Annotated in this window: 13 protein-coding genes; 10 read left to right on the top strand and 3 right to left on the bottom strand. The window is 70.9% G+C overall.

Annotation, left to right across the window (positions count from 1 at the left end):
- Window positions 1–148 precede the first annotated feature (148 nt).
- Window positions 149–814, bottom strand: coding sequence for an N-acetylmuramoyl-L-alanine amidase (locus RCR19_RS11660; protein WP_331265071.1), 666 nt, complete (start codon window positions 812–814; stop codon window positions 149–151).
- A 61-nt stretch (window positions 815–875) separates the two neighbouring features.
- Between RCR19_RS11660 and mnmA the strand changes: the two genes are divergently transcribed.
- The gene (gene mnmA / locus RCR19_RS11655; protein ID WP_331265070.1) at window positions 876–2,000 is read left to right on the top strand and encodes a tRNA 2-thiouridine(34) synthase MnmA; all 1,125 of its coding nucleotides are present in this window, start codon (window positions 876–878) and stop codon (window positions 1,998–2,000) included.
- Between the two features lie 9 nt (window positions 2,001–2,009).
- Here the strand turns inward: mnmA and RCR19_RS11650 are convergent, their stop codons facing one another.
- Both RCR19_RS11650 and RCR19_RS11645 read right to left on the bottom strand, forming a co-directional pair.
- Window positions 2,010–2,789, bottom strand: a complete 780-nt coding sequence (locus tag RCR19_RS11650; RefSeq protein WP_331265069.1) for an alpha/beta hydrolase — start codon at window positions 2,787–2,789, stop codon at window positions 2,010–2,012.
- Between the two features lie 36 nt (window positions 2,790–2,825).
- Window positions 2,826–3,149: a DUF427 domain-containing protein gene (locus tag RCR19_RS11645; protein WP_331265068.1), complete on the bottom strand. Its 324-nt coding sequence runs from the start codon at window positions 3,147–3,149 to the stop codon at window positions 2,826–2,828.
- 50 nt (window positions 3,150–3,199) lie between these two features.
- On the opposite strand from RCR19_RS11645, the gene RCR19_RS11640 reads away from it, so the two are divergent.
- From RCR19_RS11640 to gatB, 9 genes are all read left to right on the top strand, one after another.
- On the top strand, window positions 3,200–3,739 hold the full coding sequence (locus RCR19_RS11640) for a TIGR00730 family Rossman fold protein (RefSeq protein ID WP_331265067.1): 540 nt from the start codon (window positions 3,200–3,202) through the stop codon (window positions 3,737–3,739).
- A 15-nt stretch (window positions 3,740–3,754) separates the two neighbouring features.
- Window positions 3,755–4,453 (top strand): SDR family oxidoreductase, encoded by a 699-nt coding sequence (locus tag RCR19_RS11635; RefSeq protein WP_331265066.1) that lies wholly within the window; start codon window positions 3,755–3,757, stop codon window positions 4,451–4,453.
- A 30-nt stretch (window positions 4,454–4,483) separates the two neighbouring features.
- Entirely contained in the window at window positions 4,484–5,491 is a 1,008-nt protein-coding gene (locus RCR19_RS11630) for a methionine synthase (RefSeq protein WP_331265065.1), read from the top strand.
- A 15-nt stretch (window positions 5,492–5,506) separates the two neighbouring features.
- Window positions 5,507–7,702, top strand: coding sequence for an NAD-dependent DNA ligase LigA (gene ligA, locus RCR19_RS11625; RefSeq protein WP_331265064.1), 2,196 nt, complete (start codon window positions 5,507–5,509; stop codon window positions 7,700–7,702).
- Window positions 7,703–7,929: 227 nt separating this feature from the next.
- Window positions 7,930–10,209 (top strand): bifunctional diguanylate cyclase/phosphodiesterase, encoded by a 2,280-nt coding sequence (locus RCR19_RS11620; RefSeq protein WP_331265063.1) that lies wholly within the window; start codon window positions 7,930–7,932, stop codon window positions 10,207–10,209.
- A 128-nt stretch (window positions 10,210–10,337) separates the two neighbouring features.
- Window positions 10,338–10,634 (top strand): Asp-tRNA(Asn)/Glu-tRNA(Gln) amidotransferase subunit GatC, encoded by a 297-nt coding sequence (gene gatC, locus RCR19_RS11615; protein WP_004925108.1) that lies wholly within the window; start codon window positions 10,338–10,340, stop codon window positions 10,632–10,634.
- Window positions 10,635–10,640: 6 nt separating this feature from the next.
- A complete protein-coding gene (gene gatA / locus RCR19_RS11610; protein WP_331265062.1) occupies window positions 10,641–12,143 on the top strand; it encodes an Asp-tRNA(Asn)/Glu-tRNA(Gln) amidotransferase subunit GatA in 1,503 nt (500 codons plus the stop codon).
- Complete coding sequence (locus RCR19_RS11605; protein WP_059128952.1) at window positions 12,140–12,382, top strand: hypothetical protein; 243 nt, start codon at window positions 12,140–12,142, stop codon at window positions 12,380–12,382. The genes gatA and RCR19_RS11605 overlap by 4 nt, the downstream gene beginning before the upstream one ends.
- 15 nt (window positions 12,383–12,397) lie before the next feature.
- Entirely contained in the window at window positions 12,398–13,912 is a 1,515-nt protein-coding gene (gatB, locus tag RCR19_RS11600; protein ID WP_331265061.1) for an Asp-tRNA(Asn)/Glu-tRNA(Gln) amidotransferase subunit GatB, read from the top strand.
- Window positions 13,913–14,125: the final 213 nt, after the last annotated feature.

The raw sequence follows: 14,125 nt of genomic DNA, 5'->3' as shown, positions 1-14,125 counted from the left end.
GTCCCGACTCCCGCTGAAATGAAGCCCATTCGACGTTCATCAGGTCATGTGTGAAGCGTGGGACGCTTCGGACCCATGTTTCGAGAAGGCCGCCCGCAGTATCTGTGAGGTGTGATGTGTGTCACATCCTTGGCCGACTGCTCCGCCGCTACGCCCGAGCCGTCCGCGCCCGCCGTACGAGCCCCATGTAGCGGCCCCAGTCCCAGTGCGGGCCCGGATCCGTGTGGTCCGTGCCCGGCACCTGCACGTGCCCGATGACGTGCTCCCGGTCCACGGCCATGCCGTAGCGCCCGCATATCGCCGCCGTGAGCCGCGCGGACGCCTCGTACATGGCGTCCGTGAACGAGGAGGCGTCCTCCACGAACCCCTCGTGCTCGATGCCGACGCTGCGCTCGTTGTACGCCCGGTTGCCCGCGTGGAACGCCACGTCCAGTTCGCGGATCATCTGCGTGACACCGCCGTCCCTGCGCACGATGTAGTGCGCCGCCGCACCGTGTCCCGCGTTCTGGAAGGCCCGTACCGCGCTGCGGTAACCGCCCTGGGTGACGTGGATGATCACGCGGTCAATGACGTAGTCGTCGGGCCGGTCGGCACGCCGCAGGTTCGCCGGCGAGGCCGCCACCCACCTGGCTCCGCGGAAGTCCACCGCGCCCTCGACACGGGGCTTCTCGACGCCGGGCAGCCGCCACCACAGATGCGACAGCTCATCCCGCGCCAGCGCGGCCGTGCCCACCGCTGCCGCGGCGCCTCCGACGATGAGCGCCCGGCGCCCGAGCCGCCGGTCGCCGTCCTTCCCCGTCCTGCCGTCCCCCATGTGATCGTCAACGGATACTCACGCGCTCCGGTTCCCTGCGGGCCCGTACTCTTGAAGGGCTATGACTGAGACCCCGCAGCGCCCCCTCCGCGTCCTCGCCGCCATGTCCGGCGGGGTCGACTCCGCCGTCGCCGCCGCCCGCGCCGCCGAAGCGGGCCATGACGTCACCGGTGTCCACCTCGCGCTGTCCGCGAACCCGCAGTCCTTCCGCACGGGTGCGCGCGGCTGTTGCACCATCGAGGACTCGCGCGACGCCCGGCGCGCCGCGGACGTCATCGGCATCCCGTTCTATGTCTGGGACCTCGCCGACCGGTTCCGCGAGGACGTGGTCGAGGACTTCATCGCCGAGTACGAGGCCGGGCGCACCCCGAACCCGTGCCTGCGCTGCAACGAGAAGATCAAGTTCGCCGCGCTGCTCGACAAGGCGCTCGCCCTCGGCTTCGACGCGGTCTGCACGGGTCACTACGCCAAGGTCGTCACCCTCGAGGACGGCACACGCGAGTTGCACCGGGCCTCCGACATGGCGAAGGACCAGTCGTACGTCCTCGGGGTCCTCGACGACCGGCAGCTGGCCCACGCGATGTTCCCCCTCGGGGACACCGTCACCACCAAGGACGAGATCCGCGCGGAGGCCGAGCGCCGCGGCCTCGCGGTCGCCAGGAAGCCCGACTCGCACGACATCTGCTTCATCGCGGACGGCGACACCCAGGGGTTCCTCGCCCGGCGGCTCGGCACGTCCGAGGGCGACATCGTCGACGAGTCCGGTGCCAGGCTGGGCACGCACGACGGCGCCTACGGCTTCACGATCGGCCAGCGCAAGGGCCTCAGGATCGGCACCCCCGCCCCCGACGGCAAGCCGCGCTACGTCCTTGACATCTCCCCGGTGGACAACACCGTCACGGTCGGCCCGGCGTCCTCCCTCGACGTCGACGGCCTGACGGCGGTCAAGCCGCGCTGGTGCGGCGCCGCACCGGTCGGCTCCGCCTCCTACACCGCCCAGTTGCGCGCCCACGGCGGCGAGAGCGAGGTCGTCGCGGAACTCGTCGACGGCGAACTCAGGGTCGACTTCGTCGAGCCGGTCCGGGGCGTCGCCCCCGGCCAGGCCGTCGTCCTGTACGACGGCACACGTGTGGTGGGTTCGGCGACGATCGCGTCCACCACCCGCGCATCGAGCGCGGTGGCCTGAGCGCCCGCCCTAACGGGAGAAGAACTCGGCCAGCACCGGTGCGAGCACCTGCGGTTCCACCATGTGGTTCTGGCCCTCCAGCACGTGGTACGTGCCCTCGGGCGCCGCGTCCGCGACCGACTTCGTCGCGCGGCGCAGCCACTCGGGACTCGCGGAGCCGGCGACGGCCAGGACGGGGACGGTGATCCCGGCCAGCCGGTCCCGGGGCACCAGCCCGTCGCCCATCACGGCGTCGTCGTAGGCGAGGGTCGGGGCGATCGCCTCCATGTCGGCCCACATCGGGGACCGGCGGGCGTTCGCGATCATCCCGGGGGCCAGCCCGGTGAGCCGGAGGAAGAGCTCCACCGCGTCACCGCGCCGATCATGCTCGAGCGCCTCGGTGAGCTGTCCCGTGTACTTCGCGCGCTCCTCGGCGCCGCCGCCGTAGTCGGCGAAGGGCGTCTCGTACACGGCCGCCCGCCGCACCGGCACACCGCTCGCCGCGGCCTCGAGCACCAGCGCGCCGCCCGACGAGATGCCGTACAGCGCCGTCTCGCCGCCCGCCGCCTCGATGAGCGCGGCGAGGTCCTCGACCTCCCGCGCCACCTCGTACGGCCGTGTGTCGCCGCTGTCGCCGCGGCCCCTGCGGTCGTACACGAAGACGTCGAAACGGTCCGAGAGATGCGCGGCCAGGGGCGCCACCGTGGCGCCCGTGGACATCGCGCCGCTCACGAGGACGACCGCCGGGCCCTGCCCGGTGCGTCGGTATGCGATGCGGGTTCCGTCGCGTGAGATCGTCTGCTTGTCCATACCCGTGAGACTGCCGCAGACGACCGCGTTAATCGCTCACGACACCTCTACTTCGTAGAAGCAGAGGTGGTCCTTGATCCTCGCGACGTCGGACTTGGGGTCGGGGTACGCCCACACCAGGTCCGCCGCGTCCGGCAGGGACCAGTAGGACGCGGTGCCCTTGAAGGGGCAGACGGTGTGCGTCTCGGAAGGCGTCAGCAGGTCCAGGCGTACGTCCTCGGCGGGGATGTAGTACCGCGGGGGACAGCCGGTCTCGTGCAGTACGAGGGCCCGGTCGCTCTCCGCGAGCACCTGCCCGCCGTGCACCGCGCGCACATGCCGGTCGCCTTGCTCGATGGTGATCGTGTGTCCTTCGGCCATATCCGAACAGCGCCCGCCGGCCGCCGATTCTTCCCGCGTACCGTTACGGCATGAACATCTGCGTCTTCCTCTCCGCCGCCGACCTCGCCGACCGGTACACGGGACCCGCACGTCAGTTCGGGGAACTGCTCGGCAAGGGCGGCCACGCCCTGGTGTGGGGAGGTTCCGACACGGGTCTCATGAAGGTGGTCGCGGACGGTGTGCAGGAGACGGGCGGCCGGCTGGTGGGTGTCTCCGTCGGATTCCTGGCGGCCAAGGCCAGGGCGGGCGCCGACGAGATGGTGATCGCGAAGGATCTCGCCGAACGCAAGCGGCTGCTCCTGGAGAAGGCCGACGCGGTCGTGATCATGGTCGGTGGGACCGGGACGCTCGACGAGGCCACCGAGATCCTGGAGCTGAAGAAGCACGGGCACACCGACAAGCCGGTGGTCCTGCTGAACACGGCCGGCTTCTACGACGGTCTCAAGGAGCAGTTCCGCCGCATGGAGGACGAGGGCTTCCTGCCGCGACCGCTCACGGAACTCGTGTTCTTCGCGGAGGAGCCGGTGGGGGCGCTGGCGTATCTGGAGGAGTCGATCGGAATCCGCTAGCACCGGGGTGCGAGCATGGCGGACATGGCTACACATGTGATCACCGGAGCGGGCTCCGGCATCGGCGCGGCCGTGGCCCGCCGTCTGCACGCGCGCGGGGACGACCTCGTGCTGCACGTGCGCGACGCGGGACGCGCGAAGGAGCTGGCGGCGGAGTTCCCGGGGGCGAAGACCCTGGTGGGCGATCTCGCGGAGCCGGACAGGCTGTCCTGGGCCTTCTCCCACCAGACCCTCCCGGACCGGGTGGACTCCCTGCTGCACATCGCCGGGGTGGTCGACCTGGGCCGGGTGGACGAACTGACCCCGAAGTCCTGGCACCACCAGCTCGACGTCAACCTGGTCGCACCCGCCGAGCTGACCCGCCACTTCCTGCCGCAGCTGCGCGCCGCGCGCGGCCATGTGGTGTTCGTGAACTCCGGGGCCGGTCTGAGCGCCCATGCGCAGTGGTCCGCGTACGCCGCCTCCAAGCACGGCCTGAAGGCACTCGCGGACGCGCTGCGCGAGGAGGAACACGCCCATGGCGTCCGGGTCACCTCGGTTTATCCCGGCCGTACGGCGGGCCCGATGCAGGCCAAGGTCCACCAGCAGGAGGGCAAGGAGTACGACCCGTCGCAGTGGATCGACCCCGAGTCGGTGGCGACGACGATCCTGATGTGCCTGGATCTGCCGAGGGACGCGGAGGTCAACGACCTGACGGTACGGCCGGGGCGCTGACCGCGCCGACGGGTTCCGTAGTCTTCCGGGGTGAGTGAAAACAGCGAGTTCAGGTTCGGTGCCGCCACCGGTGTCGGGTCCATGCCCGGAGAGGACGCGCGGGAGGCGGCCAAGACCGTCACCGGGAGCTTCGAGGACTTCCCGTTCCTTCCCGAGCTTCCGGCCCGCGGGCCCGGCGCCGACATGATCGGACGGACCGCGGGGATGCTCGTCGACCTGTACGCGCGCGTGGAACCGAGCGGCTGGCGAATCTCCGACCGGCCGGGGCGGGACAGCAGGCGGGCACGCTCCTGGCTCGGTGAGGACCTCGACGCGCTGGAGGAGTTCACCCAGGACTACGAGGGGCCGCTGAAGGTGCAGGCGGTGGGCCCCTGGACGCTCGCCGCCGCGCTGGAGCTGAGGAACGGCGAGGTCGCGCTCTCCGACGCCGGGGCGTGCCGTGATCTCGCCGGATCGCTCGGCGAGGGGCTGCGGCTGCACCTCGACGAGGTGCGCCGGCGCATCCCCGGCGCACGGATCGTGCTGCAACTGGACGAGCCCTCGCTCACCTCCGTCCTGCGCGGGCAGGTCAGGACGGCCAGCGGCTACCGGACCCATCGGGCCGTCGACCGGCAGGTCGTCGAGGCCGCGCTGCGGGACGTCGTCGGGGTTCACGCGGACGGGCCGGTCGTGGTCCACTCGTGCGCGCCGGACGTTCCGTTCGCGCTGCTGCGCAGGGCGGGCGCGGCGGCCGTCTCCTTCGACTTCTCGCTGCTCACCGAGCGTGACGACGACGCGATCGGAGAGGCGGTGGAAGGGGGCACCAGGCTCTTCGCCGGGGTGGTGGCCAGCACGGACGCCCCGTTGTCGGACCCTGCCGGTAGCGTCATGGGTGTCAGGACGTTGTGGCGCAGGCTGGGGCTGAATCCGGGGCTTCTCGCGGAGGCGGTCACGCTCACGCCGACGTGCGGCCTGGCGGGCGCGTCCCCGGACTTCGCCCGCAAGGCGCTCGCCCACTGCGTCCGGGCGGCGAGATCCCTCGCGGACAACCCAGAGTAACGGGAGGACAACACGGTGGCCGGCGACAAGCAAGCGGAGACCACGGCGCCCGCCGAGGCGCGGGAGCAGCACGCGCAGATCGCTGAGCAGGTCGAGGAACACCGCTTCCGGTACTACGTGAAGGACGCCCCCGTCGTCAGCGACGCGGAGTTCGACCGGCTCCTGCGCTCCCTGGAGGCGCTGGAGGAGGAGTATCCCGATCTGCGCACGCCCGACTCGCCGACCCAGAAGGTCGCCGGCGCGTACGCGACCGAGTTCACGGCCGTCCAGCACCGGGAGCGCATGCTCTCCCTCGACAACGCGTTCGACGATGCGGAGCTGGCCGCCTGGGCGGATCGCGTCGCCAAGGAGGTCGGCACCTCCGCGTACCACTTCCTGTGCGAGCTGAAGGTCGACGGCCTCGCGGTCAACCTCACCTATGAGCACGGCCGTCTGGTCCGGGCGGCGACCCGGGGCGACGGCCGCACCGGCGAGGACATCACCCCCAATGTCCGTACGATCGCGGAGATTCCGGACCGCCTGGACGGCGACCGCGTCCCCGACCTCGTGGAGATCCGGGGCGAGGTCTACTTCCCGATGGAGAAGTTCGAGGAGCTGAACGCCCGCCTGGTGGAGGGCGGTGACAAGCCCTTCGCCAACCCGCGCAACGCGGCGGCCGGTTCGCTGCGCCAGAAGGACCCGCGCATCACGGCCACCCGCCCGCTGCACATGGTGGTGCACGGCATCGGTGCGCTGGAGGGCTTCCAGGACGGCCTCGGCCGTCTCTCCGAGGCGTACGACCTGCTGCACTCCTGGGGCCTGCCCACCGCCAAGTACAACAAGGTGGTCGACGACCTCGACGGCGTACGGGAGTTCGTCGCCTACTTCGGCGAGAACCGCCACTCGGTGGAGCACGAGATCGACGGAGTCGTCGTCAAACTCGACGAGATCCCGCTCCAGGGCCGGCTCGGCTCCACCTCCCGCGCCCCCCGCTGGGCGATCGCGTACAAGTACGCGCCCGAGGAGGTCAACACCAGGCTCATCAACATCCGCGTGGGTGTGGGCCGTACGGGCAGGGTCACGCCGTACGCGCAGGTCGAGCCGGTGACCGTCGCGGGCTCCGAGGTCGAGTTCGCCACCCTGCACAACCAGGACGTCGTCAAGGCCAAGGGGGTGCTCATCGGGGACACGGTGGTGCTGCGCAAGGCCGGTGACGTCATCCCGGAGATCCTCGGTCCGGTCGTCGATCTGCGCGACGGCACGGAGCGGGAGTTCGTGATGCCGTCCGAGTGCCCCGAGTGCGGCACACCGCTGCGGCCGATGAAGGAGGGCGACGTCGACCTCCGCTGCCCGAACGCACGTGCGTGCCCGGCCCAGCTGCGCGAGCGCCTGTTCTACCTCGCGGGGCGCAAGGCGCTGGACATCGAGCACTTCGGGTACGTGGCCGCCGCGGCCCTCACCAAGCCGCTCGAGCCGTCCGAGCCGCCGCTGAAGGACGAGGGCGACCTCTTCGACCTCACCGTCGAGCAGCTGCTACCCATCAAGGCCTACGTCCTCGACCAGGACAGCGGTCTGCCCAAGCGGGACCCGAAGACAGGCGAGGAGAAGGTCGCCACGGTCTTCGCCAACCAGCAGGGCGAGCCCAGGAAGAACGCCGTCGCCATGCTGGAGAACATCGCGGCGGCCAAGGAACGCCCGCTCGCCCGGGTCCTCACCGGACTGTCGATCCGTCATGTCGGCCCGGTGGCCGCCGAGGCGCTGGCCCGCGAATTCCGTTCGATCGAGCGCATCGAGCAGGCGAGCGAGGAGGAGCTGGCCGGTACCGACGGGGTCGGGCCCATCATCGCCGCCTCCCTCAAGCAGTGGTTCACCGAGGACTGGCACCGCGAAATCCTCCGCAAGTGGAAGGCCGCCGGCGTCCGCACGGAGGAGGAGGGCTCCGCGGAGGACGAGGGTCCGCGCCCCCTGGAAGGGCTCACGGTCGTCGTCACCGGCACCCTGGAGCACTTCACCCGCGACGGGGCCAAGGACGCCCTGCAGAGCCGCGGGGCGAAGGTGACCGGTTCCGTCTCCAAGAAGACGTCGTTCGTCGTCGTGGGCGAGAATCCCGGATCGAAGTACGACAAGGCCGTGCAGGTGAAGGTCCCCGTGCTAGACGAGGCCGGTTTCGGCGTCCTGTTGGAGCAAGGACCGGAAGCGGCGGCAGAAGTCGCGCTTCCGACCGAGGAGTAGCGGCCCAAGGTCACCCGTTCGGCGCATACCAGATGCATACGGGTGGCCGGGTCGCATTCGGGCAACCGTCGACGACCGCTGCCCGTGGAAGCCTTCTGCGGCCTACTGTTGAGGTGCGCGCCTGCCGTGCCCGGAGGCGTGGTGGGTTTTCGGACGCGGTGGTCCTGACGGTTCGTCGGGCCTCGGACCGCGTGGCGTGGGCACCGCCGGCTGTGAGAGGGACGGGAATGGAACCGACCGAGAGCGCCGCTCCGGACTCACGGCTGCCCCTGTGCCGGATAGCCGGCACCTGGCGGGCCGGCCGCCGGGCAGCGAGGCCGTCGGGGCGCGCGGGGACGCACCCGTCGAGCGCCGTGCCGGGGCTCCTCCCCGGCGCGGGACTGGGGCCGGGTGCCTCCGCGGGAGCGGTACCGCCGATCGCGGCGCACGTGGTGGGACTGCACGGACTGCACGACCAGGACGGCGAGCAGCACGGGTCCCGGCCCGCGCTGCCCGTCGTGATCATCGCCGCCGCCGGCCTCGTCCTCGGGGCCGGCTTCTATCACGCGTTCGACGGACACCACGCGCTCTTCCCGGACGGCACGGTCGGCTGGTCGCTCGCCGTGCTCACCGGCCTCATCGTGGGCCACCTGGTGGCGCTCGGACGCGCCCGCTGGTGGGGAGGCACGGGCTCCGGCGCCGCCCTGACACTGGCCGTCCTGCTGCTGTACGGCTGGGTGCCCGCCGGGCTGGTGAGCCTCACGGTGGTCGTGCTGGTCGGCATCGCCCGGCCGGGCCGCTGGCGTCAGGGCATCCTGCAGGGCGCTGTCGACATCCTCGGCCTGGGCGCCGGAGCACTCGTTCTGGCCCTCTTCGGCAGCGTGCCGACCGTCGAGACGCCCTGGGACCCGCAGAACTGGACGGCCTACGCCCTGCCCGAGGTCCTCCTCGTCGCCACCGCGTACCTGGCGGTGACCCGGCTGCTGCTCCGGTACCTGCAGGCGCCGCACATCGACGAACTGCCCGCCTTCGCCCGCCCGGCGCTGGTCCGCCAGGGCCTCGTGGCCGTCGCGCTGCTCGGCATCGCGCCGCTCATCTGCGTGGTGGCCGTGGCGCTCCCGATGCTGCTGCCGCTGTTCGCCATACCGCTCGTGGCGCTGGACTCCACCCTGTGGATAGCCCGCGCCCGCGCGGAGGAGCAGTTGCGCGATCCTCTGACCGGGCTGCCGAACCGGCAGTGGCTGCTGGCGCGCACCTGGACCGCGCTCGACGACGCCGAGCGGCTCGGGGCCCGCGCCGCGCTGATGCTCATAGACCTCGACCGCTTCCGGTCGGTGAACGACACACTGGGGCATCTCGCCGGCGACCGGCTGCTTCTGCAGATAGCGGAGCGGCTGCGGCTGGCACTGCCGCGCGGGGCGGAGGCCGCGCGGCTCGGCGGAGACGAGTTCGCCGTGTTACTGCCCGTCGCGGACTCCACCACGTCGGCATCGCGGGCGGCCCGCAATCTGGTCGCGGCGCTCAGCTCGCCGCTCGATCTCGACGGGCTCACGCTCGTCCTGGAGGCCAGCGCCGGGGTCGCCGTCTTCCCCGATCACGCGCTCGACGCGGAGGGCCTGCTGCGCCGTGCCGACGTGGCGATGTACCAGGCGAAGCGGGACCGCACCGGTGTGGAGGTCTACGAGTCCAAGCGGGACTCGAACACCCCGGACCGGCTCGGGCTGCTCGGAGATCTGCGGCGTGCGCTGGACGCGCACGAGGTGCAGCTGCACTACCAGCCGAAGGTGCGCTTCGACGGGCATGTCGCCGGGCTCGAGGCGCTGGTGCGGTGGGTGCATCCCGAGCGGGGCAGGGTGTCTCCGGACGAGTTCATCGCGATAGCGGAGTCGTCGGGGCTGATGCCCCATCTGACGGAGTACGTGCTGGAGACGGCTCTCGGGCAGGTGGCGCGGTGGCGTGCGCAGGGGCTCCAGGTCCCGGTCGCCGTCAACGTCTCGCCGCGGGACGTCCACACCCCCGGTTTCGCCGGCGCGGTCGCCGCCCGGCTGGCGCGGCACGGGGTGCCCGCGGGGGCCCTGCAGCTGGAGATAACGGAACACGTGCTCCTCGAGGACCCGCAGCGGGCCGCGGACACCCTGGCCGCGCTGGCCGGGCACGGGGTGAAGATGTCGCTGGACGACTTCGGCACCGGCTACTCGTCGCTGGTGCATCTGCGGCGGCTGCCCGTCAGCGAGCTGAAGATCGACCGCTCGTTCGTGGCACGGCTGGCGGTGGACGCCGAGGACGCCGAGATCGTGCGCTGCACGGTCGACCTCGCCCACTCGCTGGGTCTGCTCGTCATCGCCGAGGGCGTCGAGGACGACGAGACGTGGGAGCGGCTGCGTGACCTGGGGTGCGACGCTGTCCAGGGCTGGCTGGTCGCCGCCGCGATGCCGGCCGAGGAGACCACGGCATGGCTGCTGGCGCGCGGCGCGCGGGGCTGGCGGCGGCCCCGAGCGGCCCTTCCCGCGGCGACGGGTGACGAGTAGCCGGTCCCGCCCCGGGCGGAACCGGACCCTCGGCACGGAGGGCCACGGGCAAACCCAGGCGCGGGCACTGGGACCGGCGCCATAGGATTGGGCCCAAACCACACACTCTCACCCCAGAGGATCGCTGCATGCCTGGCATCACGCGCGAGGAGGTCGCCCACCTCGCCCGGCTGGCGCGTCTGGAGCTGAAGCCCGAAGAGCTCGACCACTTCGCAGGCCAGCTCGACGACATCATCGGCGCGGTCGCCCGCGTCAGCGAGGTCGCCGACCAAGACGTACCGCCGACCTCTCACCCGCTGCCGCTGACGAACGTCATGCGCCCGGACGAGGTCCGTCCGTCGCTCACCCCCGAGCAGGCGCTGTCCGGCGCCCCGGCCCAGGAGCAGCAGCGTTTCAAGGTGCCGCAGATCCTGGGGGAGGAGTAGACCGTCATGACGGACAAGAACAGCATCATCCGGCTCACCGCCGCCGAGACCGCCGAGAAGGTCGCCTCCGGCGAGCTGACCGCCGTCGAGGTCACCGAGGCCCACCTCGCCCGGATCGAGGCCGTCGACGAGAAGGTGCACGCCTTCCTGCACGTGGACCGCGAGGGCGCGCTGGCGCAGGCCCGCGCCGTCGACGAGAAGCGGGCGCGGGGCGAGAAGCTCGGCCCGCTCGCGGGTGTGCCGCTCGCGCTCAAGGACATCTTCACCACCAAGGGCGTGCCCACGACCGTCGGGTCCAAGATCCTCGAGGGCTGGATCCCGCCGTACGACGCGACCGTCACCAGGAAGCTGAAGGACGCCGACGTCGTCATTCTCGGCAAGACCAACATGGACGAGTTCGCCATGGGGTCGTCGACGGAGAACAGCGCCTACGGCCCGACCGGCAACCCCTGGGACCTCACCCGCATCCCCGGCGGCTCCGGCGGCGGCTCCAGCGCCGCGCTCGCCTCCTTCCAAGCCCCCCTGGCCATCGGCACGGACACCGGCGGTTCCATCCGCCAGCCCGCCTCCGTCACCGGCACGGTCGGCGTCAAGCCGACGTACGGCGGGGTCTCCCGGTACGGGATGGTCGCCTTCAGCAGCAGCCTCGACCAGGGCGGACCCTGCGCCCGTACGGTCCTGGACGCCGCCCTTCTGCACGAGGTCATCGGCGGGCACGACCCGCTCGACTCCACCTCCATCGACGCCCCGGTGCCGCCGGTCGTCGAGGCCGCGCGCAACGGCACCGTCCGGGGCATGCGCGTCGGTGTCGTCAAGCAGTTCCGCGGTGAGGGCTACCAGGCCGGTGTCATCCAGCGCTTCGACGAGTCCGTCGCCCTGCTCAAGGAGCTGGGCGCCGAGATCGTCGAGCTGGACTGCCCGTCCTTCGACCTGGCGCTGGCCGCGTACTACCTGATCGCACCGAGTGAGTGCTCCAGCAACCTGGCGCGCTTCGACGGTCTGCGCTACGGGCTGCGCGTCGGCGACGACGGCACGCGTTCCGCGGAGGAGGTCACCTCCATCACGCGTGCGGAGGGCTTCGGCCCCGAGGTCAAGCGCCGGGTCATGCTCGGCACCTACGCCCTGAGCTCCGGCTACTACGACGCGTACTACGGGTCCGCGCAGAAGGTCCGTACGCTCATCACCCGGGACTTCGAGAAGGCCTTCGAACAGGTCGACGTGATCGTGTCGCCGACGACCCCGACGACCGCCTTCGCGATCGGCGAGCGCGCCGACGACCCGATGGCGATGTACCTGGCCGACCTGTGCACCATCCCGGTCAACCTGGCGGGCAACGCCGCCATGTCGCTGCCCTGCGGTCTCGCGCCGGAGGACAACCTCCCGGTGGGCCTGCAGATCATCGCCCCGGCGACGAAGGACGAACGCCTCTACAAGGTCGGCGCCGCCGTCGAGGCCGCCTTCGTGGAAAAGTGGGGGCACCCGCTTCTCGAGGAGGCTCCGTCGCTGTGAGTACGGCACTGTCCAAGGCCAAGGGCTTCAAGAAGTCCAAGTCCGGTATGTACCTGTCCATGGCCACCACCGCGTTCGGCGCGTTCGGTGTCGCGAAGCAGGCCAAGAAGGCCCGCCTCGAGCACGACACGCTGCGCCTGATCGACGCGGCCGTGTCCGCCGCCGCCATCGTCACCGGCCTCGCGATCCTCTACCGCGAGCTGAAGCGGCTGGGCGACGACGACGTCCTGCTGGGCTGAGAGGGAAGTTTCACCGTGACCACCATGACCGACCTGGTGTCGTACGAGGACGCACTGGCCTCGTACGACCCCGTCATGGGCCTCGAGGTCCATGTCGAACTCGGCACCAAGACCAAGATGTTCTGCGGCTGCTCCACGGCGCTCGGCGCCGAGCCGAACTCGCAGACCTGCCCCACCTGTCTCGGCATGCCCGGCGCGCTCCCCGTCGTGAACACGATCGGCGTGGAGTCCGCGATCCGGATCGGTCTCGCGCTGAACTGCGAGATCGCCGAGTGGTGCCGCTTCGCCCGGAAGAACTACTTCTATCCGGACATGCCGAAGAACTTCCAGACCTCCCAGTACGACGAGCCGATCGCCTTCAACGGCTACCTCGACGTGCAGCTGGAGGACGGCGAGACCTTCCGTGTGGAGATCGAGCGCGCCCACATGGAGGAGGACACCGGCAAGTCGACGCACGTCGGCGGTGCCACGGGCCGCATCCACGGCGCCGACCACTCCCTGCTGGACTACAACCGCGCCGGCATCCCGCTGATCGAGATCGTCACCAAGCCGATCGTCGGAGCGGGCGAGCGTGCGCCCGAGGTGGCGAAGGCGTACGTCCGCGAGCTGCGCGAGCTCATCCGGGCCCTCGGCGTCTCCGAGGCCCGGATGGAGATGGGCCAGATGCGCTGCGACGTGAACCTGTCGCTGATGCCGAAGGGCTCCGAGAAGTTCGGCACCCGCTCCGAGACGAAGAACGTCAACTCGCTGCGTTCCGTCGAGCGCGCCGCCCGTTTCGAGGTCCAGCGGCATGCCGCGGTGCTCGACGGCGGCGGCAAGGTGATCCAGGAGACCCGCCACTTCCACGAGGACACCGGCACGACGACCTCGGGCCGTACCAAGGAGGAGGCCGAGGACTACCGGTACTTCCCCGAGCCGGACCTGGTGCCCGTCGCGCCCCCGCGCGAGTGGGTGCAGGAGCTGCGCGGGACGCTGCCGGAGTTGCCTCTCGTGCGCCGCACCCGGCTGCTCGAGGAGTGGGGCATCTCCGCCACGGAGATGCAGGCGATCCTCAACGCCGGTGCGCTCGACTCGATCGTCGCCACCATCGGGGCGGGCGCCGACGCGGCTTCCGCCCGCAAGTGGTGGATGGGCGAGCTCGCCCGGCATGCGAACGAGGCCGGCACGACGTTGGAGGAGCTGTCGATCTCGCCGGAGCAGGTCGCCCGAGTCTCCGAGCTGGTGGCCTCCGGCGATCTGAACGACAAGCTCGCCCGCCAGGTCATCGAGGGTGTGCTCGCGGGCGAGGGCACGCCGGACGAGGTCGTCGACAAGCGCGGTCTGAAGGTCGTCTCCGACGAGGGCGCCCTGACCTCCGCGGTCGAGGAGGCCATCGCGGGCAATCCGGCGATCGCTGACAAGATCCGCGGTGGCAAGGTCGCGGCGGCCGGTGCCCTGGTCGGCGCCGTCATGAAGGCCACCCGCGGGCAGGCCGACGCCGCGCGCGTCAAGGAGCTGATCCTGGCGAAGCTGGGCGTCGGCGAGGGCTGATACCAGCCGCAGAAGCGCTCACAGGGGCGGTCCATCTCTGAGATGGACCGCCCCTGTGTCGCTTACCGAAACCTTATATAGCAAGGAAACCGCGCAGATTGTTCCCTTGAATCGTTTGCCGCCTTGTGACGAAGCCCACGAAAGCGACAAACGATCTCCTGCTGCTGCCAGAGTGATGGAGATTGCTCATTCGTTCTTTCCGGGCTGTTCGGT

The sequence above is a fragment of the Streptomyces sp. WAC07094 genome, from assembly GCF_036320405.1.
GTDB classification, from domain to species: domain Bacteria; phylum Actinomycetota; class Actinomycetes; order Streptomycetales; family Streptomycetaceae; genus Streptomyces; species Streptomyces lannensis.
Note: the sequence above shows the minus strand (reverse complement) of the source record. Positions and strands in the feature narration are given on the sequence as shown.

Bases quoted from the DNA above. Each gene is read 5' to 3' on its own strand.
- RCR19_RS11660 (WP_331265071.1), bottom strand. From the start codon at position 814: ATGGGGGACGGCAGGACGGGGAAGGACGGCGACCGGCGGCTCGGGCGC.
- mnmA (WP_331265070.1), top strand. From the start codon at position 876: ATGACTGAGACCCCGCAGCGCCCCCTCCGCGTCCTCGCCGCCATGTCC.
- RCR19_RS11650 (WP_331265069.1), bottom strand. From the start codon at position 2,789: ATGGACAAGCAGACGATCTCACGCGACGGAACCCGCATCGCATACCGA.
- RCR19_RS11645 (WP_331265068.1), bottom strand. From the start codon at position 3,149: ATGGCCGAAGGACACACGATCACCATCGAGCAAGGCGACCGGCATGTG.
- RCR19_RS11640 (WP_331265067.1), top strand. From the start codon at position 3,200: ATGAACATCTGCGTCTTCCTCTCCGCCGCCGACCTCGCCGACCGGTAC.
- RCR19_RS11635 (WP_331265066.1), top strand. From the start codon at position 3,755: ATGGCGGACATGGCTACACATGTGATCACCGGAGCGGGCTCCGGCATC.
- RCR19_RS11620 (WP_331265063.1), top strand. From the start codon at position 7,930: ATGGAACCGACCGAGAGCGCCGCTCCGGACTCACGGCTGCCCCTGTGC.
- gatC (WP_004925108.1), top strand. From the start codon at position 10,338: ATGCCTGGCATCACGCGCGAGGAGGTCGCCCACCTCGCCCGGCTGGCG.
- gatA (WP_331265062.1), top strand. From the start codon at position 10,641: ATGACGGACAAGAACAGCATCATCCGGCTCACCGCCGCCGAGACCGCC.